At 42.2% G+C, this 20771-nt stretch carries 21 protein-coding genes; 6 read left to right on the top strand and 15 right to left on the bottom strand.

Going from position 1 to position 20771, the window contains the following annotated elements; translation table 11 throughout:
- Positions 1–89: 89 nt before the first annotated feature.
- The 3 genes from DV702_RS04935 to DV702_RS04925 form a co-directional block, all read right to left on the bottom strand.
- Complete coding sequence (locus DV702_RS04935) at positions 90–1340, bottom strand: Y-family DNA polymerase (RefSeq protein ID WP_114923750.1); 1251 nt, start codon at positions 1338–1340, stop codon at positions 90–92.
- Positions 1341–1539: 199 nt separating this feature from the next.
- Positions 1540–2067 (bottom strand): CueP family metal-binding protein, encoded by a 528-nt coding sequence (locus DV702_RS04930; RefSeq protein WP_114923749.1) that lies wholly within the window; start codon positions 2065–2067, stop codon positions 1540–1542.
- A 29-nt stretch (positions 2068–2096) separates the two neighbouring features.
- A complete protein-coding gene (locus DV702_RS04925; RefSeq protein ID WP_114923748.1) occupies positions 2097–2654 on the bottom strand; it encodes a YdhK family protein in 558 nt (185 codons plus the stop codon).
- 189 nt (positions 2655–2843) lie between these two features.
- On the opposite strand from DV702_RS04925, the gene DV702_RS04915 reads away from it, so the two are divergent.
- On the top strand, positions 2844–4202 hold the full coding sequence (locus DV702_RS04915) for a sensor histidine kinase (RefSeq protein ID WP_114923746.1): 1359 nt from the start codon (positions 2844–2846) through the stop codon (positions 4200–4202).
- 18 nt (positions 4203–4220) lie between these two features.
- Positions 4221–4895: a response regulator transcription factor gene (locus DV702_RS04910; protein WP_114925841.1), complete on the top strand. Its 675-nt coding sequence runs from the start codon at positions 4221–4223 to the stop codon at positions 4893–4895.
- A 175-nt stretch (positions 4896–5070) separates the two neighbouring features.
- Here DV702_RS04910 and DV702_RS04905 read toward each other — a convergent pair whose 3' ends face one another.
- Together DV702_RS04905 and DV702_RS04900 are read right to left on the bottom strand one after the other, a co-directional pair.
- Positions 5071–5484, bottom strand: a complete 414-nt coding sequence (locus DV702_RS04905; protein ID WP_114923745.1) for a pyridoxamine 5'-phosphate oxidase family protein — start codon at positions 5482–5484, stop codon at positions 5071–5073.
- 66 nt (positions 5485–5550) lie between these two features.
- Positions 5551–6294 (bottom strand): DUF2087 domain-containing protein, encoded by a 744-nt coding sequence (locus DV702_RS04900; RefSeq protein WP_114925840.1) that lies wholly within the window; start codon positions 6292–6294, stop codon positions 5551–5553.
- 231 nt (positions 6295–6525) lie between these two features.
- Between DV702_RS04900 and DV702_RS04895 the strand changes: the two genes are divergently transcribed.
- The gene (locus DV702_RS04895; RefSeq protein WP_114923744.1) at positions 6526–7305 is read left to right on the top strand and encodes an NRDE family protein; all 780 of its coding nucleotides are present in this window, start codon (positions 6526–6528) and stop codon (positions 7303–7305) included.
- A gap of 46 nt (positions 7306–7351) precedes the next feature.
- Here DV702_RS04895 and DV702_RS04890 read toward each other — a convergent pair whose 3' ends face one another.
- The 9 genes from DV702_RS04890 to DV702_RS04850 form a co-directional block, all read right to left on the bottom strand.
- A complete protein-coding gene (locus DV702_RS04890; RefSeq protein ID WP_114923743.1) occupies positions 7352–7807 on the bottom strand; it encodes a helix-turn-helix transcriptional regulator in 456 nt (151 codons plus the stop codon).
- Between the two features lie 186 nt (positions 7808–7993).
- Positions 7994–9448, bottom strand: a complete 1455-nt coding sequence (locus DV702_RS04885) for a carbon starvation CstA family protein (RefSeq protein WP_114923742.1) — start codon at positions 9446–9448, stop codon at positions 7994–7996.
- A gap of 131 nt (positions 9449–9579) precedes the next feature.
- Complete coding sequence (locus DV702_RS04880) at positions 9580–10305, bottom strand: LytR/AlgR family response regulator transcription factor (protein ID WP_114923741.1); 726 nt, start codon at positions 10303–10305, stop codon at positions 9580–9582.
- Positions 10298–12031 carry a LytS/YhcK type 5TM receptor domain-containing protein gene (locus DV702_RS04875; protein ID WP_371682725.1) on the bottom strand — a complete coding sequence of 578 codons (1734 nt, stop codon included), beginning with the start codon at positions 12029–12031 and terminating at the stop codon, positions 10298–10300. Before DV702_RS04875 ends, DV702_RS04880 begins: the two co-directional genes overlap by 8 nt.
- 15 nt (positions 12032–12046) lie before the next feature.
- Positions 12047–12883, bottom strand: a complete 837-nt coding sequence (locus tag DV702_RS04870) for a squalene/phytoene synthase family protein (protein WP_114923739.1) — start codon at positions 12881–12883, stop codon at positions 12047–12049.
- A gap of 98 nt (positions 12884–12981) precedes the next feature.
- Complete coding sequence (locus DV702_RS04865) at positions 12982–14550, bottom strand: YndJ family protein (RefSeq protein ID WP_114923738.1); 1569 nt, start codon at positions 14548–14550, stop codon at positions 12982–12984.
- On the bottom strand, positions 14543–15148 hold the full coding sequence (locus DV702_RS04860) for a DUF4166 domain-containing protein (RefSeq protein WP_114923737.1): 606 nt from the start codon (positions 15146–15148) through the stop codon (positions 14543–14545). The genes DV702_RS04865 and DV702_RS04860 overlap by 8 nt, the downstream gene beginning before the upstream one ends.
- Before the next feature lie 6 nt (positions 15149–15154).
- A complete protein-coding gene (locus DV702_RS04855; protein WP_114923736.1) occupies positions 15155–16051 on the bottom strand; it encodes a DoxX-like family protein in 897 nt (298 codons plus the stop codon).
- Positions 16052–16093: 42 nt separating this feature from the next.
- Positions 16094–16408 (bottom strand): hypothetical protein, encoded by a 315-nt coding sequence (locus DV702_RS04850; RefSeq protein ID WP_114923735.1) that lies wholly within the window; start codon positions 16406–16408, stop codon positions 16094–16096.
- A 213-nt stretch (positions 16409–16621) separates the two neighbouring features.
- Between DV702_RS04850 and DV702_RS04845 the strand changes: the two genes are divergently transcribed.
- The 3 genes from DV702_RS04845 to DV702_RS04835 all read left to right on the top strand — a co-directional run bounded on the left by DV702_RS04845 (position 16622) and on the right by DV702_RS04835 (position 19661).
- Positions 16622–17050, top strand: coding sequence for a hypothetical protein (locus DV702_RS04845; RefSeq protein ID WP_114923734.1), 429 nt, complete (start codon positions 16622–16624; stop codon positions 17048–17050).
- Between the two features lie 164 nt (positions 17051–17214).
- On the top strand, positions 17215–17748 hold the full coding sequence (locus DV702_RS04840; protein ID WP_114923733.1) for a hypothetical protein: 534 nt from the start codon (positions 17215–17217) through the stop codon (positions 17746–17748).
- Positions 17745–19661 carry a hypothetical protein gene (locus DV702_RS04835; protein WP_114923732.1) on the top strand — a complete coding sequence of 639 codons (1917 nt, stop codon included), beginning with the start codon at positions 17745–17747 and terminating at the stop codon, positions 19659–19661. Before DV702_RS04840 ends, DV702_RS04835 begins: the two co-directional genes overlap by 4 nt.
- A 212-nt stretch (positions 19662–19873) precedes the next feature.
- Here DV702_RS04835 and DV702_RS16780 read toward each other — a convergent pair whose 3' ends face one another.
- Positions 19874–20044, bottom strand: a complete 171-nt coding sequence (locus tag DV702_RS16780; RefSeq protein WP_162805717.1) for a hypothetical protein — start codon at positions 20042–20044, stop codon at positions 19874–19876.
- Positions 20045–20771: the final 727 nt, after the last annotated feature.

The following is a 20771-nucleotide window of genomic DNA, read 5'->3' as shown; positions in this document are numbered from 1 at the left end:
AGCCTCTACATGAGTTTATCAAAAGTCATACTATATCTAAAGTTACGCATCTCGCATTGTTCGATTTTCGAATGATTTACTAACAAGCCTCATTTATAATGCCCTCCGATTAACTTGCTTCGTCGGTCGGCCGTCCCTCCAGGCGTCAACGATACGGCACGTAAAATAGCCTTTGAGCCATACAATTGACGTAACTCATCCATCACATGACCTAATTTCTCTTGTTTTCCCTGAAGTGGTTCAAATAAATTTAATTGGAAACTATTTGCGTCTTCTACATTTGAAAGACTGACCGAAATATGACGCACCGGACGCCCGTCGTGATACGTTTCGAATAATTTGATGCAGACACGATAGATGACTAGCGTTTCATCAGTCGAGCTTTCTAGCGTCTGTTGTCGCTGAAAACCGCCACCGTGCACATGCTTCGAATAACCGAACGATAGCTGAACGGTGCGCGCCCTCTTTTTCGCCAAACGCAAACGCATCGCCGCATCCTCGCACATTTCCAGCACTACCGTCAAAATCTCATCAGTCGTCACGTAATCGCGGAGCAACGTCTGCCCCTTCCCGTAACTCACTTGCTGATCGATCAAAACCGACCCAAGCGTAGAATAATCGATACCATGCGCATGATAATACAACTGATTGCCCATCACGCCGAACTTTTTCTCCAATCGATCCAAGGAAGCGTGCGCGAGATCGCCTACTGTGTAGATCCCCATATCTTCCAGCGTCCTCTCCACTTTTCGTCCAATTCCCCACATTTTATGTAAAGGAGAGACAGGCCATAGCTTATCGGGCACATCCTCATACGTCCAGCGTGCCATCCCCGTCTTCTTCGCCTCTAGATCAAGTGCCAACTTTGACAGCAACATATTCGGTCCAATGCCGCAAGCCGAGTGCAATTGAAACTGCCGATACATTTCGTCCTGTATGCGCGCAATCGTCTGTTCAACCGGACCCCACAACTTTTCTGTCCCTGTAAAATCGATAAAACTTTCATCAATACTGTACACGTGAATAGCTTCTTTCGGCACGTAGCGATTCAGTAGTCTCGTCAATTCCATCGAAATATCTATATAAAACTGCATTTTAGGTTCAATTAAATGAATGCTCGGATCATCAGGGATTTCGTACAGTCGCATACCGGTCTGAATACCGAACTTTTCTTTAAGTGGCGGAGAGGCCGCAAGCACCACACCGCCTTTTCGTTCTATATTTCCAATAATCGCAATCGGTGTCTTCATCACATCGAGACCTTCCCATGCGGCTGCACAACTCGCATAAAAACTCCGCATATCTAAACACGCGATTTCTCTATTCGGCAACTCTTTCATATGCCATCCTCTCCCCTATAAGAACAAGAGTTCCTATCAGTAGTATACCCAATAAAAGAAGAGATAATCAATGGTAATTCAAGGGGATTGCTAAATAACTAGGAATGTGAAGACATTAGGAGTAGCAAACGCAAAAAAAAGAAGAGTTCTGTGCGACTCTTCTTTTCTTTCATCTATTGTCGTTTGACATACAGCTACTTCATTGCAATTGCATCGTTGTGATGCACGTATTATCCCCGTCGAATGTCGTAATGTCAGAAACGCTTTTCTTATCATCTTGTGAAATCGTCACTGTGAACGTCTCATCACGCGGAAGCCATAGATCGATAAATCCATTCGCTTCGGTCTTTTTTATTTCGTCAACAACTACATGACCTTGCGAGTCCTTTATATGCACCGTAAACTCCTCTTCCACAAGCTCTCCTTGGCAACCCGTCAGACTATGAATATCGCAAGGATGCGTGCTCGTAACAAATGGCGCAATGGATACGAAAAATTCGTCTTCAGGAAGATCGTATGTCGTTACTTGTTTATTTTCATCTGTCACGATTAATTCGGACGACGTAATCGACGCAGACGCAGCGACTGCATTTCTGACAGTATAATCGTTCACTAGCTGTTTAATTTCTACTTCAGGTGATGGGGTGTCATCGTTTGTCTGTTCGTTACTGCAACCTGCTGACAAAAGAGCCATGAGCAGCCCTAGCACAATCCATCGAATGTTCATTGTTTTCACGACCTATTCATAGTAAATGATTACTGCGGAGATAATTCTTCTTCAACGACCCACTTATGATTTTTTACTTCACTTCCATCTGTCGTGGACTCATAATCGATCATATAGACAGTTGTCTGTTCTACAGATTCGATTTCCGCCTTCGCACCTTCCATTCCTTCCATATGATCCGCAAGAACTGTCACTTCTGTCCCTTTTTCAAGAGGAGCTGGAGCCGGATCTTCCACTTCTTCATGAACGACCCACTTATGATCCATCACTTTCTCTCCACCGTCTGTCGGTGTGTAGTTGATCGAGTAAACCGTTGTATCAAATGCACCCGTAATCGTAGCGACCGCACCTTTCATCCCTTCCATATGGTCTGTTTCAATGATCGCTTCAGAACCTACAGGATAGGTCGGATTGTCCGCTTCTACTAACCCTTCAGGAATGCTGCCATCGCTTGAATGGTCCATCCCTTCCATATCGCCTGGAGACACTTCTTCGTTCGGAACCGGATCTTCTTCTGTTGTCGAAGCACCACATCCCGCCAGCACTAGCGCAAATGCTGCACTCACTGTCAACAATTGTTTTTTCATATGCTTTCACTCCTTTTTGTTAGTAGTATTAGTATAACAATAGAGAATCCGATGAGAAGTACTACGGCAAAACTCCTTATAAACTCCTTAATTAGCAAAATAGGAATCCATCCACTCTTTACACATTCTGCATACTTTTTTGATACGTTTAGCTTATACTTCTCAATAGAAGGAAAAGGGGTGCGTGTCATGAAAAAAATCTCCACAAAATTAGCGGCATCATTCATTATTTCATTTCTTATTTTAGACACGGTACTAATGGTGTATTTACATCAGACGATTACACACGCCCGAGTAGATGAAGAGTGGGACCGGCTACTAGAAACCGGCAGTAATCACCGAAATGTATTGGAAGATAATTATAATGAAACGACTTTGCATCATATCGTTCTCATGGAAAACGGTAGTGAACGAGACGTCGCCATTGTCGATGAGACGGGAAATATTATCCAACAGTCGGCAGTAAACGAAGACGTACTCACAACGTATATCCGTCAAATACAAGAAGAAAAACCGACGGAAGACATGATTGTACCTGTGGATTGGAATCAGTCACCTTATCTTGTCAGTGTACATCCTTATGTGGCAGGAGAAAATTCAGGGACGCTCCTCATGTTCCAAAGTACCATTCCTATTCGCCAGTTAGTACATCAACTCAATCTTCATTTTATACTGGCTGGCGGAGGAAGTATCATCGTGCTATTCATCGTGTACTTCCTGCTGTCGAAGTGGTTAACGCGACCACTAATCCGAATGAAAGAAGCGACTGAACAAATGAGCAAAGGATTCTATAATGTAGATTTGCCTAAGCTAGCGAACGACGAGCTTGGGGAACTGGCTACTTCCATTCGTACATTATCAAATGATTTACGTCGGGTGAAGCGTGAACGCAAAGAGTTTTTATCATCAGTTTCTCATGAAATGGGCACGCCTTTAACCTATTTGATCGGCTACGCTAAAGTGGCTCAACGTGGCGGGCTTGATGAGTCGGAACGCTTCCACTATGTAGCGATTATCGAAGAAGAAGCCGAGCGTTTAAAAACATTAGTGAAAAACTTGATGGATGTAGCACAAATGGACGAAATGACGTTCTCTGTAACGAAATCCGAGTTTTCCGCACAACAGTTCATTCAGGATATCGTTCAACTCGTCCAACCTTCATTTGATATGAAAGACATCACGCTCCACATCGAAGCTGCCCACGACTTTTCTCTCATCGCGGATCGCATGCGACTTGAACAAATAATTCTTAATTTATTAGACAATGCCCTGCACTATTCAAAAAGTGGAAGTATCGTAATCGTCCGTGCATTTCAAGAGAAAGCGTATGCGGTTCTTCAAGTCGAAGATAACGGCTGTGGCATCTCGGCTGAAAACCAGCAAGAGATTTTCGAAAAATTGTACCGTGTCGAGAAATCACGCTCCCGTTCATTTGGCGGCGCGGGTCTAGGACTTGCGATTGTCAAAGAGTTGACCGAAGCTCACGGCGGAACAATCGAAGTGCAGAGCGAACTTGGGAAAGGAAGCATATTTACTGTACGACTATGACAAGAAATGGGGATCAACATGAAGACGATTTTACTTATTGACGATGAACAGCGGATGCTCGATCTGCTTGAACTATTTCTATTGCCGCATGGCTACCGCTGTTTACAAGCGACAGATGGACAAGCCGCGCTCGACCTATTTCAAAAAGAGAATATACATCTCGTACTGCTCGACATTATGATGCCCGGCATGGACGGCTGGGAAGTTTGCCGGAAAATTAGAGAACAGTCCACCGTGCCCGTCATTTTATTAACCGCCCGTTCCAATACATCAGATGTCGTCAAAGGACTGGATGAAGGAGCAGATGATTACATAACGAAACCATTTGACGAACGTGAACTAACAGCGAGAGTACGAGCTGCTCTACGGCGTGTTTCAGATGAATACGAACCAAAGACCATCCAAGAAGGACCATTTACATTGAACTTGGACTCTTATTCAATCCTTTACGACACCCACGAAGTTCGGCTGACAATGAAAGAATTTTACATTATAGAAGCCATGATGCAGCGACCGAACCGAACATTCACTAGGGAAGATTTACTTCAAGTCGCCTGGGAATACGACACGTATACAGAAGTTCGCACCGTGGACTCACACATCCGAAATCTACGGGATAAATTAAAAAAATCAGATTTTCCTATAGACGAAATTTTAGTAACTGTATGGGGGATTGGGTATAAGTGGAAATGAAAGAACAGAACAATTCAGTGAAGTGGAAGCCGGCGACTCGCGACTAGATCGACAGGTGAAACGCAACATAACGACATACCTCGCGTCACCCCCAACTGATTCGTTTCCATAAAAAAGGGCTGCTCAAAAAATCAGATACTACTGACTTTCTGAACAGTCCCGTCCTCTTTAAAACTTACAAAGAAATATCTTCAGGCGGTTGTCCCGTCTTATTCATTAACCGAATCGCCGCAGGTTCAATTTTTAAAATGACTAAATTCGGATCTTCCGGGCCATCAAACCAACGCTCCATCTGATCATTCCACAACTTCTTCTTCAGCTCATCATCCGACGAAATGGACACATTACCCGAATACTCCACATACGCATCGCCAAAGCCCTCTCCATCATACCCAAGCAAAATATGCGTATGAGAATTACTTTCCAACTCATCGACTTTTTCCGTCTTTTTATTTGTCGGCGTATACAGTGTCAATCCATCATTCATAAATGTCATATAGCGGCTGTACGGCTTTCCATTGTCCACCGTCGCCATTGTACCTACCATGCTTTCATCTAAAATTTTCTGTACAGTTTCTTTAGCAGTCATTCGTATTCCGCTCCTTTCGCAAGTAATACTACTCTTCCCATTCGCTAAAATTCTAAACCTTGCCACTCACTTCAACCAATATTGACTGCCGTCACGCGTCTGTCCAACAAAGCCATAATCCACTAACGCTTTCTTCAATCGATCCACGTCTGCATGAATCGTCCGCAACAGTCGCTCTAGTTCATCTGCACTGTAAGTAATTTCTCCGTTTAAGCGGCGTGCCACTTCTTGCATGACAATCATCTGCTGTTGCTCCGTTGTAGGAAATTCATTGACCATACCTGTTACACCTTCAGGAAAAAAACGCTGAAGAATAGCATGTTTTTCATCTTCTGCTAGAGCCGTGTTGTCACCTACTACTTGTGCAGCTTTTTGCGGCGTCAGAAAAGCAGTCGGTTGATCTGCTCGTTCTTTGATCAGTTCCATCATCGCCAAAAACGCTTTCGCTTGTCGTTCTTTTTCTTTCAGCGCGAACCGGTGATGACGAACGGTAGTGGCACTGCCGATTGCCAATTCATCTTGAACTTCTTTGTCCGTCTTGCCTTGATAAAACAACCGTAGGACATCCCCTTGATGTTCGGTCAGACCTGTCCATTTCTTATCCAAGCCGATCAAATACGAAAAAACCGATTGATGAGAATGTTCGATATGAACACGCATGAATCGCTCCGCATCATATAAAGCGTGCTCATACGGATAAATAATCCCTTTCTCCAGTCGTTTGCCACACAACAAACATTGATAGGCATTTTTCTCTTCTATGTATCCTTGTTTTACTTCCTCAACTGTAGCGTCCCATAATTGCTCCATAGGTTCCACAAGCTCGCACTTCCTTTCGAGTACATCTACATAAGCAAACGTTTATAGATATTGTTTGTCCGTTAGTAAATATACTACATCGTATATTCGAGTCCTTCAAGAGTAAAACAAACATATATCTATTTCGTTTGCTTATTATTCACGCTACATAATTCTCGGTACTCGCCAAACGACAACCTGCGTGATACACTAGCAAAAATACATAGAATGGAGGCGCTTACCATGTGTTTGCTATCCTTTCAGTTAAACGACCATCCGACGTATAAACTCGTCCTGATGGCGAATCGTGACGAAGAATATAAGCGGCCAACCGCTCCGGCTGCGTTTTGGTCAGATGCTCCGAATATAGTGGCGGGACGTGATCTAGAACAATTCGGCACGTGGCTCGGTGTCAATAAACAAGGAAAAATTGCCGCTCTTACTAATTACCGCGACTTCACTCTGCCGCTTACAGGAGAAATTTCACGCGGACATATCGTCTCATCGTTCTTACAATCAGACACCGATCCGCAAATGTTCATGGAAGAACTACATGCCAATAAAGAGCGCTACACAGGCTTCAATGTACTGGCAGGATCGGCTGACGAATTATATTATTACTCGAACATCGAACAATCCATCCAGTCGCTTTCTCCTGGTACGTACGGATTGAGCAATGCTTTCTTAGACACTCCATGGCCAAAAGTAAAGAAAACGAAAGCGTTGCTACAAGAACATTTGAAGCAACATAATGTAGTCGATCCAGACACATTATTCGCCATCATGCAACGCGCAGAAACATTCCCGACTGAACAACTACCAGATACCGGTGTCGGAAATGAGTTAGAAAGTTTATTATCTTCCATTTTCATCGCTTCAACGGACTACGGCACACGTTGCACGACAGTTGTGACGATTGATAAGAACGATGAAGTCTATTTTGAAGAACGCACGTATACGAACGGGAGTTTTTCGCATGCGAATACTTTTACATTTACGATCGAAAAAACCAGTCACTCCTAAATGAGTACTGGTTTTTATCTTTTTCGTTGAAAGTATATTGCTATAATCAATTCATTATATCCATATATTTCTTAAATTCCGCTAGTGCTTTTTCTTTTACAGCGCTACTATACAGCCGCTGATTTCCTTCCCCAATAATGCGATAATGTCCGCTCACAGTATGCTGTTGGAGCTTGTATTGTTGCCACATCCCTATATCAGTCCACCACGTCACCACAGCGCTAGTAAGCTGTTGCGAATGAATTTCCGAATGCACCGCCATCTCTACTAATTCTACCGGATCTTCTCCGAGAACCGCTCGCAATATCGTACTCTCCCGATACACCGCACAGATCGCAACAGCCACCGTCCACCCCAACTCTTGGCGGCCTTTTTCTAGTTGCACGAGCGTTTTCTTCGATATGCCTACACTGTCCGCCATCTGATCTTGCGTATATTCCCTCTCGGTACGAATTAATTTCAAGCGAGGATGCACGAGAGCGATAAGCTGTTGTTTATCCATAGATACTCCTCTTTTCTTAAAAGGTGTAATATTACACTTTAAATGTACTATGTATAGTATATAGAATAATTGACAACTTTCGCAAGCATTCTTTAGACGTATTAATCGACAAAAAACGCCATATATAACATAAAAAAATGTATGAAGGCTGAGAACCTTCATACATTTCGTGTGTGTCTTCTTTTATTAAATTGTAGACGTTGAATTCCAGCCTGTAATATCTTCTTCTAGCGGTATTTTTGCAGCACGCGCTTTTACTGCTGCATTAAAGAATAACGCGACTAGGAAGATCGAAATGACTGTAGCACCGATTAGCGAGACATTCATCGGAAGCCCAAAACCAATCGCTGCATTTAATATATACGTTGTAGTCGCCATCAGCATGAACGTCCCGGGAATGAGTGCTACCCAGTAATTCTTGCCTGCAATGAAGAGATACATCGCCCCGACGAACAACGCGATCACTGCTGTAGACTGATTCGCCCAAGAGAAGTAACGCCATAAAATATTGAAATCGACTTGTGTAAGTGCGATAGAAATCGCAAACATCGGTAATGCGATCCATAGACGACTCATAAGTTTGACTTGCGGATACTTAATATAATCCGCAATAATCATGCGTGCACTACGGAATGCTGTATCGCCTGACGTGATCGGTAAAATAATCACCCCTAGAATAGCGAGAGTTCCGCCCACTGCACCGAGCATTGCGACAGACACTTCGCTGACAATGACTGCCGGTCCGCCAGCCGCTAGAATTTCACTTAAGTTCGCTCCATTGAACAATGCCATACCTGCCGCTGCCCAAATCATGGCGATGACAGCTTCTGCAATCATCATACCGTAGAAAATTTTGCGTCCTTGACTTTCTTTTTGTGTCGTCCGGGAAATGATCGGAGACTGTGTCGCATGGAAACCAGATAGTGCCCCACAAGAAATCGTCAAGAAAAGTAATGGGAAGATCGGTAAATTATCAGGATGCAAGTTCGCAAACGTTAATTCAGGAATTGGTACACCTTTAATGACCATCATGCCGCCGACACCGAATGCACTGATCACAAGTAACGCACCGAAGATTGGATAGAAACGTCCGATAATTTTATCAATCGGCAATAAAGTAGCCAAAATATAATAAAGGAAAATAAGTGCTACGATAATTCCTAGTGCCATCCAACCGTTCATCAGATTGTATAAAAGTCCTGCTGGCGCCGAAACGAACACCGTACCGACTAAAACTAATAACAAGAGCGCAAATGCGTTGACGACGTGCTTCATCACTTTCCCAAGGAATTTCCCCGCAAGTTCAGGCAAATGTGCGCCGCGATTACGAATGGAAATCATGCCTGTTAAATAATCATGTACTGCTCCTGCGAAAATTGCGCCGACGACGATCCAGACGAATGCGACCGGGCCGTAAAGCGCACCCATGATCGGTCCGAAAATCGGTCCTACACCGGCAATGTTCAATAGCTGAATCAATGAGTTTTTACTCGTGCTCATCGGTACATAATCGACTCCGTCCGCACTTGTATACGCTGGAGTCGCCCGGTCTTCCTTCACTCCGAACATTTTCACGATATATTTACCATACGTGAAATATCCGACAATCAATAACACGATAGAAAATAAAAATGTAATCATTGCTATTCTCCCCTTTCTAATGATAACGCTTACATTCATTATAAGGGAGAGGGGCTCGTCGTATGAAGAATTCCCGCAACATGTCAGAATCGCGCAGTAAGATGCACTGCTAGACTGCTAACATGCAGCGGTCAACCTTCCAATCGATGACGCAGTTCTTTGACATAGTTTCTACTGACAGGCAACGGTTCTGTACGATCGAGCAATTCCAGCTGATAAGCTCCGTTAAACCATGGAGTCAAGCGAACGATATACGCTAAGTTGACGACGATGCTTTTATGGATGCGAAAAAACGAAAACGAAGTCAGCTTGCTTTCCAACTCCTTCAAAGTCGTCCTCGCTTCATATTCACGTGTACGCGTAACAATTTTCGTCCATTTTTCTTCTCTATGAATATATAAAATATCGTCAATCGGAATATAATGGATTTCTCCTTCCGTCTCTACAGGCAGGCGGTTAATGCGCGGAAGAGTAGTTTCTGCCGGAAGTAGCAACGTTGCGATGCGTTCGATCGTTTGACGCAATTGTTCTTCATCATACGGTTTCAGTAAATAGTCCGTGGCATGAATGCGAAACGCTTCCGCGGCGAACTGTGGATACGCAGTGGCGAACACGATGAAAGGAATTTTCTTCATGGCACTGAGCGATTTGGCCACTACCATTCCATCGACTTTCGGCATTTCAATATCTAGAAATACGACGTCCGGTTGAAGCTGGATCGCTTTGACGATCGCCGTTTCACCGGAATCTGCTTCACCGACAATTTTCACTTGATCGGATTGTTCCAATAGATAGATTAATTCTTCCCGTGCATAGCGCTCATCATCTACTACGAGCGCACGAATTATTTCACTCATCAGGCATTCCCTCCGACTTCGGAATATGGAACGAAATGCTCGTTCCTTTATCCGGTGCGCTATGGATTTCCAGTTCTGTGCCGAACGACATTTGCAGGCGTCGATTGACATTATATAATCCTACACCCGTCCCTTTTTCAGACAGTACTTGCGTTTGCCCCACTTGTTGTAGACGTTCTTCTTCCATTCCGCTGCCATTATCTTGTACGGTAATGCGAATGAACCGCTCCATGTCTTCAATAGAAATATGAACGATTGCGTCTGCCGCCAAGTCTTTAATACCGTGAGTAATCGCGTTTTCGACAATCGGTTGGAGCGTCAGTGGCGGGATCTTATGATGCATAATCGCTGGATCGGTGTCGATGCAAATTTTTAACTTATCGATGAAGCGAGCTTCTTCTATCATTAAATATGCTTCGACGTGAGCGAGTTCCTGCTGGAGAGTTACGAGTTTCGCTGTCGTCCCTTGCAAATTTTGACGCAAGAAGTAAGACAGTGAAGATAGTAATTTCCTCGCCTCGTCCGGATTGGTGCGGATCAATGAAATAATAATATTCATAGAATTGAACAAGAAATGCGGACTGATTTGTGCTTGCAGTGCTTGAATTTCAGCTTCTTTCGCCAACTGATAGGCACGATCCGCTTCCGCAATTTCCAATTGATTGCTTAACAGTTCTGCAAGTCCAGCGATCAACTCTATTGTTACGTCGGTAATCGCTTTGCGTGACGGATAATAGAGTTTCAACGTTCCTACCGTTTCGTTGCGCGTTTTTAACGGCGCGATAACAACCGCTTCGCAGGATGAATTATACGGGTCCGGTTCGATTGTATCCGCGACGACGAGCGTTCCTTGCTGGATCACTTGCCTGGTGATGTCCGTTTGAATCGGTCCGTGCAATGGTTCACCTACTGGCCCGAGAAATGCAAGAATATCCGTTTTATTCGTCATCGCGACAGCACCTGGTCGCAATTCATTGAATAAAATTTTACAGACAGCTTCCGCGGTTTGTTGCTTCATGCCTGTACGTAAATAACCAAGCGTCTGATCGGCAATTCGCAAGGTTTTTTGCGCTTGCAACGCTGTAATCTTTTCTTGGTCGCTAATGACATTATAGGCGATCAACATGAATAGCGCTGCACCTATGCCGTTCGCCAAAATCATCGGCAATCCAATCGCCTGAACGAGTGCAAGCGCTTTCGGAAACGGATCGGCAATTACTAGAATGAGCAGCATTTGGAGCGCTTCTGCCAATGCGCCGATTAAAAACGCAGCGAGCGGCGTCGTATGTTTGCCCTTTTTATAAAAATAGCCTGCAATGACACCAGAAATGATCGTCGAGATCCCACAAGAAATCGCCGTGAATCCTCCGAGAGACATCCGGTGAATCCCTGCGATCAAGCCCGCCCCAATTCCGAGACGATAGCCTCCAAGCAATCCCGCCACCACGACTCCGATGACGCGCGAGTTCGCAATTGCTTCATCTGTCGTTAATTGCCAGGACATATTTTCAAAATGAAATGTCTGCATGTCGAGTGCTACACCAAAATACGTCCCAAAAATACCGAATAGACCGAAAAACAAAATAGCGGTGAGTTCTTGTCGCCGATCGAGCACATCTTGGTGAATCATATTTTGGAAAAAGCGAAAACGAGTCAGGAGGAAAGCGACTGCCACTATCATCCCGACTCGTTCAAACATAATGATGAGCAAATCTAGCATCGCCATCCTCCGTTCACTCGATTATTTTTTCAGCATCGCTTTATTGACCGTCGCCACTACTTCCACACGCGACATTTTCTCGCGTCCTTCTTTAAGTGCGTCCAGCGTACCATGTGCCAAAGCCAATGGAATATTACAGAAATTCAAGATCGTTTTCGTTTGGATATCTTCGATGTAGCGGTCCGCCAATGCCAGGTTCTCTTCCGCATAGCTAAACATTTCCGGCAGTTTCCAGCCATTCGGGAAAAAGTTAACATCGCGCACGGCATCTTCTTTGTAGTTGCGTAAAATATTGACCGACTGCAAGCCGCGGCCAAAGCCGATCGCAAGGTCTCTATCCGTTTCCGTCCCATCATACCAGCGCCAAATGTCAGCCAACATGACACCGACCAATCCCGCTACATAGTATGTATAATCATCGAGATCTTCACGCGTCGCAACGATCCAGTCTTTCTCCGCCCATTCCGCCATCCCTCTACCCATGATCGCAGTGGATTCTAATACTTTATCTGTCACCGTATCCGGGCAGAAATCGATCCAATCCGCTAAGCGCAATGTCACTTCTGGTAATTGGTCACGGTACGGTGCGAATAATTCTGCAAGTTCTTCTGCAATCGGCTCGTCTGTCTCAATTTTCCGGTCCAATAAATCACTCACTTGCTGCAATAATGAGACGACTACTACTTTATCGAGTTGTTCATGGTCTTCAATTTCATCGATTGCGCGCATGCAAAGGTAAGCAGACGCAACGGCTTCTCTCACATTCGGTTCTAGTAATTTAATCGGAATATAAAAGGTACGACTCGTTTCTTTTAGGACTTTCATTGCTTCTTTTTTTAATATAGCCTCAGTTTTCATCTTGAGTTTCCCTCCATCAATCATCACGCGTTTTCGTAAGTACTATAGAATGACTTTATTATAGCATGAAGACGACGTACAAGGAAAAACTAGCCTTACTATTCCCTTTTACTGTTAGCTACAATTGAGTAATTAATCGTCAAAAAAGGCAACGGACCGATCCACATATGATGCGTCGCCCGTAATGCACCGTCCTCTACTTCTTCAATGAAAAACGTTTCGCGTAACGGCAATTTACACGCCCCGCGATCGCTAAACGACAAATAGACTCCTGCATCGGACATCGAATCGGTCCGCTCACTCGTCAAGCGCAATCCGCCGTCCACTGCCTGCAACTCCAAAACTCCCGTCATCGTCGAAAAAGGCAAAGGTAACGCGATGTTCATATAGACTCGTCCATTCGTCTCATGTTGCGAATAAAGCGCCGTGAAAATCGTCTGTTCTCCGATGTTCCTCTCCCATATGCGCACGTTTTCCCGGCCATCCAATCCTTCACGTAACGTATAAATCGCCCCTGTCATCTCGACTTCTTCCGAACAGAGAGGCAAATTGATTTGCTGGGTACGCCGGCTGAAAAGCGAATATACGAACGCAAACGGCTTGAACCAGCTTCGCCAAAAAACAGCAGCATACAATCGAAAATCATTCGTCTGTTCGTAAAAACGTAAAATCGTCGGCGAAACCGTCGCAGATGACAGCCCGTACACCGTCAAATCATCGGATAATCCAACATGGCGACCGATTTCACCAATCTCTCGTGCTACTCGTCTTCCGCGTACCGTACTGATCGGAAACGGCGGTTCTGTATGTGCGGGAGGGACACGAAGCGACCAACCGAGCAAACCGACACCTGCGAAGACGACACAATTGAGCACGCCATGAAAACGAAGCATGAAGTCAATTGTCACCGTGATTAAACCGAAACCATTGCTCAGCACATACAGCAACGAAAACGAAATCGTCACAGCAAGCGCGCTGAAAGAAAAGCGCAACAGCCACTTTTGTAGTGAATTTGCAAAAGAAGTGCGCCAAACGAGCCAAATAATTACAGCGAATCCATACATATAAAGAAACACAGAAACGACTTCAATCCATCGTGAAAACGTAATCCCCACAGCGACAATCATCGGTGACGCAAGCAGCGCGACCGTAGCGAATCGATACGCCCGCGACGGATGCAACCGCCCGAGCCAGCCGATGAAAACTGGCAAGATGACAGCCGAATAATGGAAATGGATAGCCGTCAACCACGTAAGCAGCGGACTAAATCCGAGATCGATTCCTGTAGCGAAAGCGAAATACCAGACGCCCCCCATCGCCACGTAGATCAATCCGAGATCAATCGCAAATTCCTCCAGATGCGTAAATCCCCGACGGAGAAAACGTGTCACTCCATAAAGAGCGATATATACTGTAAACAACAAATACAGCACCGCAAACGAGCCTGCCCAGTCCACAACTTGTCCAAGTATTACCGACGCATACGCAGGAATGGCGACGAACGGATAATACTTCCAAAACCACCCACGTTCCGTACATACCATGCGTAACAGAACAGGGATATAGAAAAGTTGCGCGACTACTAATAATCCATACGGCCACGGCTGACCACTCACTAGTAGCGTCACAACAAACAGCAACAGATGAACAACTACAAACTTACGCATCTTCCGTAAACTCCCCTTCGTAAGAAAATAACGTGCCAAGGAGCGAGTTCTTCACTTCTACTTGAATACGAAACACACTGCGCCACTCATCATACGATTCCACTACCGTCGCAAGCCCCTGCAACATTTTCGGCAGTGGAATTTCTACCTTGCCGAGCACTAGCCGCTGTCGGAGCGAATCGATCGTCAACGCGCCATCTTCTGAAACGGTAAATCGTAAATCCGAATAAAAGAAAGACGGTTCCCCGAGATAATCTTTCACAACGAGCCGACTTTCATCCAAACTCATCAACGCATTGAAATAACGTGTAGTAGCAGGAAACATAAACTTACGTTCCCAATGAACTTCTTCCTGACCCGTCGAGGTAACAGAAGCCGTGTTAACGATCGTAAAAGGAATAGCCGTGCCGCTTTCAGGGAAAACAAACTTCACTTTCGCTCCTAGTCGAAACAACGGTGACAGCCATCGCGGACCGCCCGTGATTCGATTCATCACGCCTGACGCTCGAAAGACCGACTCTTCAAAGGCATATCTTTTTTGAAGCATCGGATGAAGCCGATAAAAATCTTCTGCTAACGCCTTCTTATAAATAGACAACGCACGTCACCTCTTCCTCTTACAAGACGCAGCGCTCGGCAAATCTCGCGCCACAAGCAACCCAACCGCACTCAATACAATGAATGATAGATTAAACGTCACCGGATTGAATGGATGCACCGCTGTTTCGGGCGCAACCACAAGAGCCGCAATCGTTAATACAGGAAATGCGATCAACTGCAAGAGTAACAGATGCCGTTTCTTTCGATAGATCAACCAAACAACTCCAAACACCACTTCAGCTAAGCCGATCGCCCACACTACATTCGTCGCCGCTGCGTCCGTTAGAGACAGACCACTCGCCACCATCGCTTTCTCCTCTGGATGCATCGCCAAAATCTTAGGTACTAGCCCTTGATACACCCATAAAAAAGCGAAAAACACTGTAATGAGTTGCATCATAAAATACCGTCGATACTGCGAAATCGAGGCTTCCCCTTTTTCAAGCCAGCGCTTCAGCACATCAAAACTGAGTGCAGTCGCATAGCCCATCAACGGTCGAAACATCCAATCTATCATCCTACCTAGAAAACCAAAATTCGTTTGATAATCATATTGCGTCAAAAACTTCGTGCCATATTCCGTCGGCTCATACTTCCAGTAGCCGCGTCCTTCTTTTATCGGGGAAATCTTTTGATCGGTGCCGAAATGCAAAGACGAACTACGCGAACCATCCTTCAACACCGCCGAACCACTACTCTCTCCCCAACCTTCTACAGCGAACGGACCAACCGCACGTGTATACGTAAACCGTTGCGCCTCTCCCTCTTCTTTCGGTAAATAGCGAATGGAAGAAAAACGCAAATCCCACTGCGCGTGAAGATCGGGTTGCTGCGACGCTTCCCAAACGCGCTCTAGCGGGACATGTATCGGAACTTCGACATAAATAGGTTTCGATTTCATGGAGATCACCTTCTTTTTTTATTGCTTTATTATCTCGAAACTTCACTTGTGACGCATGTCTGCTTGAATAGCAAGAACGTCTTGCACATCCATTTCTACAGCCATCGCAATTTTCTCCATCTCCACTTCTAATGCTAAAAGACTTTGAACTGTTCTAATTTTCTCTTCTTTAGCCTTACGATTCGCTTTCTGTGTAGCTTTCTGAACAGCCTCCTGCAATCGCAATTCCGCTTCCTTTACAGCCGCTTCTTCATCAATCACTCGTTTCAATCTAGATTCATACGCAAAAAATTCTTCTGGCGTGCCACTCAAAGCTTCCCAATTTTCAATAGCTGAGCGTAGGGTTTCATCATTCATGGCGATAGCCTCCAATTCTGTTAATATAATTGTATCATTTTTTTAGCTAAAATAAGAGAATATTACTCGTTGTTCATTGAGTGTAGTGTAGATGGATTCGATGCGTCAAAAGGAAGAAATTCAATTTTCATAGTTTTTATTCGGAATGGATTTACTGCAAATACAGATTCTTGTGATACGATAATCGCAGATGAATAAAGGAGAATGAGTATAATGAAAATTAATTTCACAAAGAAGCAATTCAAACACTTACTTGACTTGGTCCACTTAGGCGAATGGACAGCCAATTCTTCTAGAAATCCCGAGCAACTGATCAAGGAGTATGAAGAACTGTACCAATATATCAACTCATTTGCGAAGGATTTTGGCTATGATGACATCATTACATTTGAGCGAGACCACAATGAATACTATCCGACCCAAGCATATGAAAATCAATTGCAGCCGATCATTGATGTGAATGATAATGATGTGTTTTGGAATGAACTTTCTAGTCGACTGGCTGAAAGAGATTTAGCGAATGAGGCAGTTGTTCCGAGGGATAAGGATGAGCGATTTAAGCGGCTACTTGAGATTGAGGAACGGTATGAGGAAGAGTTTGAGGAGAATGGGTTGGCTCGGTTGGTTGTTAGGGAGGATTGAGGGCCAAGATACAAGAACCCTCGGAATGTAGTCGTAGAATTTTCTTGCGTAATTATTTATCTATCGGTTGTCTGAATAGTGTCGTATTTTTGCAGAGCACAGGTGCGCTTTATTAACACAAAGATGCCTTAAATTGTTTATAAAAAGTTTTAAAGAGGTGAAAAATGTTTACAAAGACATCCTTTTTCCGAATGGTTATTACACTAATATTAATTCTATTACTTGCGAAATCCGGTACTTGGCTTTTCGACACATTTCATATCAAATTTCTAACAATAGAAAGTGAAAATATTAATAATCTTATTTTAGCTATATGGCAAGTTCAAGCTGTTGCAATATCAATAAGTATCGCAGTTGTGGCTTTAACAGTTGGATTTATAAAAGAAAAGATATTTGGGAAAGATGTAATGCACTTTGTATTTATTGAAGAAAAAGCATTTTTTCTATCTAAAATAGAAATAATTTTCGTGCTTATTGCATTAATTTTTGCTAACTATTTTTTCGTTGCTTACGAATGGTTGTTTGGAACTGTTTTTATTTTATTTATTTCATTGTTAAGCGTCTCAACTCTTATGTATCAAACTTTTTCACTTTTAGTAAATTTCGATACAATTGAAAATAAAGTTAGACAGAGCATTATAAATGAATTCACTACAAAGCTCAAGGGCTCAAAAACCCAGAAAGAGGAGAAAGGTTGAATAAAATAATAGAGCAGCTTTATATCCATTCAATCGATGCAATCGAGAGAGATAGATACGGTTTGTTACAAAAAAATATTTCACTTTTTAAAGAGCTATATGAAATTATTTTATCTAATGAATCAACTGACATTACTAAAAAGATTTCCAATCTAATCGATGAAAGAATTACAGAACTATTTGAAAAATGTTTCGAAAAAGATAAATTGGACGAGGCAATGGAGTTAATTTTAAATTTATATGGAACAGTTTTCACGCAAGGGCACTTCGTCTATTTAGATGACGAAATTAAAGCTATTTTAAAACACTTAGAAAATAGTGAGTTTATTAATGAGAATTATCTGCAATCTATCTACAAATTACTTCAAATTTTACGTGAAACAGCAGATGAAGGTGACAGCTCACAGTTGAATTTCGTAACTCAGAGCCATGCTGCCTTTTATAATATTATTTACAAAAACAAACTTTTACCAGGTTATAAAAAAGAAGATATCCTTAAAGGTTACTCTAAGAATATATCTTTATTAGTATTATCAAGAAATAAAGATACCGCAAAACTAGTTACACAAAGGGTTTTAAAAACAATGATTGATAATCGAGATATTGAAAATTTTAATAATGTCACTGAAGATTTATTTTTTCTAAACGGTATAAAAAATGAATCTATGGAAATTATCTTTAACTTAGCTATATATCTATATTATTTAATATATAAAGAAGATTTAGTTGACGGAAATAAATTCAAAGCATTTCTCGAATTGGATGTATTTAACAGAATAGGTTATGACTTTTCGGTTACACGAAATGACTTATCTCTTTTTGCCAGTTCAGCTTTCAAAGAATTAACTGGATGGGAAAGAATGCATGGCGATACTATCATATTCAAGTGGATGATAATGGAGAATGTTATTAAAGAATTTCTTGTATTTATTGAATCTTCGACAAATAGTGGTTTTTTTGAACAACTCGACAAAGAAGAAATTTCTAGTTACTTAATGAATTTTGAATCTGATTCAGTGGAGTCTTTAGTTGAACGCTATAAAGTTTTTAAAAGCCATTTTGGATTTGGTATAAATCAAGAAGTAGCTCAAGAATTATACGATGGTTTACATAAACTAAAAAAACTTTACGTAGAACATGAAATTAATGATTGTATTGGTATTAGTAAGGATCTGGGATTGAAGGAAGACCTTATAAAAGAAAGACTAGTTGATGTTAGGAGTAAGTCACTACTAATCAATTTTAAAAATGACACTACTTTAACCTTAGATAAAGAATTATCATATTCTATCTCAGTTCCGACGATTGTATTTGATCATGAACAAAACATTAAAAGTGTTGTAGATAGTTTGAAGGAAACGATGATTAGTGAAATTAATAAATACATCATCAAAGAATTCTGCCTATCAAAAATGAGAATAACTAATACCCATGAAGATCGGATAAATAAACTTTCGATTTTCATAGAAAATATGGATTGTAAAAATTATAACTTGATTGTTACAAATATTAGAAGTGATTCTTTCTTTTTATATTATGAAAATCCCGAGGTTAAGGAACTTTATAATGAAAGAATTAAAGACTATAACTTATATTTAGAAGAAACTTTTTTCAAACCATCTTTTTGGTTCGTAACTAATTCGGAAAATATTAGATATAATGCTAGTCAAATTAATGTTAATATAAAAGAATTAAATAAGGTTGCTATTAATTATTTGTTAAGTAAATATCAAAGCCTAGAAGGAAAATATGAAATTCCTATTATTAATAATATCAAGGTCTCTTTAGATATAGATTTAGCTATACAATATCTACAAGCAACTAGGAAGTCCATCGAGCTTAATTTAAAATTAAATTTTAATGCAGCGAAGGCAGAAGGTTCTTTAGTTTATTTCAATAAAGAAAAACGTTAGTTATTTTACTATTTACATCGCAATCGATAGTTGTCAATATAGATGTCGTATCAGGCTGATTAACTTTCCTCAAATACCTAATTCAATAAAATTCAACTCTCCATGTCTAATCCAAGCTACCGCGCTGCGCTTGCCCGCCTAGTGACTTGAATCGAAAGGAAAAGCGTTCTTTCCATTCAAGCCACTAGGTACAGTGGGTGTGATCAGTCAACCTATTTCTTTTCACACATCGGATTTAAGGCTACCTGTTCGCGCGGATTCCAGTTTTTTGTGTCACGCATCCAATGTTCGGGATGACTAGCCCGTGCAGCTTCATATACTTCTTTTCGCTTTTCTAGTACATTGGTGTGCTCGCCTCTATGACATTGAGCTACAGTAACCATTTCAACACTCTCCTTTGTCAGTTAGATAGTCAATGTCACCGAGCTTGCCGGTGGCTTTGCTGTAATAGACAGTTAATCCGCCGATGGATTGAGTTTGGTTGACGATGCGATGTTCGGATCTGATGGTTTGTAGAGAATCAATGATGATAATTGGACTTTTGTCTAGATTCTTTTTATAATTCTTCGGACGATGGCTTTCATTTGTCTTTCTTTTAATCAGATTCGGTCGTCGCAGATGTCGTATGCACCATACGTTTTTCCTCGAGTTCGTAAATGAGGCGCTTGATCGTATTGCTCTACTATAACGGAAACTCTTCTTTCCATTCGTTAAACGTTTTACACACCCAAACATATTTATCCCGCACATTTTTTGAAATCAAATGATCGAAAACTTAGTTGCTGTAAAAATATCGCCCCATTCAGCCATACGTCTTATGCTAACAATGGCAGTACTTGTAAAGGTGTTTCATCCACTAATAAACTCCTCGTTTCGTCCTCCTCGCTATTTTTGTAAGTGATAGTCATTCGCCTCTTCATCCGCTATATAGAGTGCTTTTTGTATGATACATCGTTTTTTAAAATATTTTTATTTGCAGATAAAACACACGACAAATAAGAGCTGAAGCTATATGCCCCAACTCTTTCAGCAATTTTTTTAATTCCTTCTAAACATTTTTATCTCTACAAAATATGTAGATACATGTAAATTCATGCTGCTTCTGGCGTC

The organism is Sporosarcina sp. PTS2304 (assembly GCF_003351785.1).
Classification (GTDB): domain Bacteria; phylum Bacillota; class Bacilli; order Bacillales_A; family Planococcaceae; genus Sporosarcina.
This window is presented reverse-complemented; position numbering and strand designations above follow the sequence as displayed.

Bases quoted from the DNA above. Each gene is read 5' to 3' on its own strand.
- DV702_RS04935 (WP_114923750.1), bottom strand. From the start codon at position 1,340: ATGAAAGAGTTGCCGAATAGAGAAATCGCGTGTTTAGATATGCGGAGT.
- DV702_RS04930 (WP_114923749.1), bottom strand. From the start codon at position 2,067: ATGAACATTCGATGGATTGTGCTAGGGCTGCTCATGGCTCTTTTGTCA.
- DV702_RS04925 (WP_114923748.1), bottom strand. From the start codon at position 2,654: ATGAAAAAACAATTGTTGACAGTGAGTGCAGCATTTGCGCTAGTGCTG.
- DV702_RS04915 (WP_114923746.1), top strand. From the start codon at position 2,844: ATGAAAAAAATCTCCACAAAATTAGCGGCATCATTCATTATTTCATTT.
- DV702_RS04910 (WP_114925841.1), top strand. From the start codon at position 4,221: ATGAAGACGATTTTACTTATTGACGATGAACAGCGGATGCTCGATCTG.
- DV702_RS04905 (WP_114923745.1), bottom strand. From the start codon at position 5,484: ATGACTGCTAAAGAAACTGTACAGAAAATTTTAGATGAAAGCATGGTA.
- DV702_RS04900 (WP_114925840.1), bottom strand. From the start codon at position 6,294: ATGGAGCAATTATGGGACGCTACAGTTGAGGAAGTAAAACAAGGATAC.
- DV702_RS04895 (WP_114923744.1), top strand. From the start codon at position 6,526: ATGTGTTTGCTATCCTTTCAGTTAAACGACCATCCGACGTATAAACTC.
- DV702_RS04890 (WP_114923743.1), bottom strand. From the start codon at position 7,807: ATGGATAAACAACAGCTTATCGCTCTCGTGCATCCTCGCTTGAAATTA.
- DV702_RS04885 (WP_114923742.1), bottom strand. From the start codon at position 9,448: ATGATTACATTTTTATTTTCTATCGTGTTATTGATTGTCGGATATTTC.
- DV702_RS04880 (WP_114923741.1), bottom strand. From the start codon at position 10,305: ATGAGTGAAATAATTCGTGCGCTCGTAGTAGATGATGAGCGCTATGCA.
- DV702_RS04875 (WP_371682725.1), bottom strand. From the start codon at position 12,031: ATGGCGATGCTAGATTTGCTCATCATTATGTTTGAACGAGTCGGGATG.
- DV702_RS04870 (WP_114923739.1), bottom strand. From the start codon at position 12,883: ATGAAAACTGAGGCTATATTAAAAAAAGAAGCAATGAAAGTCCTAAAA.
- DV702_RS04865 (WP_114923738.1), bottom strand. From the start codon at position 14,550: ATGCGTAAGTTTGTAGTTGTTCATCTGTTGCTGTTTGTTGTGACGCTA.
- DV702_RS04855 (WP_114923736.1), bottom strand. From the start codon at position 16,051: ATGAAATCGAAACCTATTTATGTCGAAGTTCCGATACATGTCCCGCTA.
- DV702_RS04850 (WP_114923735.1), bottom strand. From the start codon at position 16,408: ATGAATGATGAAACCCTACGCTCAGCTATTGAAAATTGGGAAGCTTTG.
- DV702_RS04845 (WP_114923734.1), top strand. From the start codon at position 16,622: ATGAAAATTAATTTCACAAAGAAGCAATTCAAACACTTACTTGACTTG.
- DV702_RS04840 (WP_114923733.1), top strand. From the start codon at position 17,215: ATGTTTACAAAGACATCCTTTTTCCGAATGGTTATTACACTAATATTA.
- DV702_RS16780 (WP_162805717.1), bottom strand. From the start codon at position 20,044: ATGGTTACTGTAGCTCAATGTCATAGAGGCGAGCACACCAATGTACTA.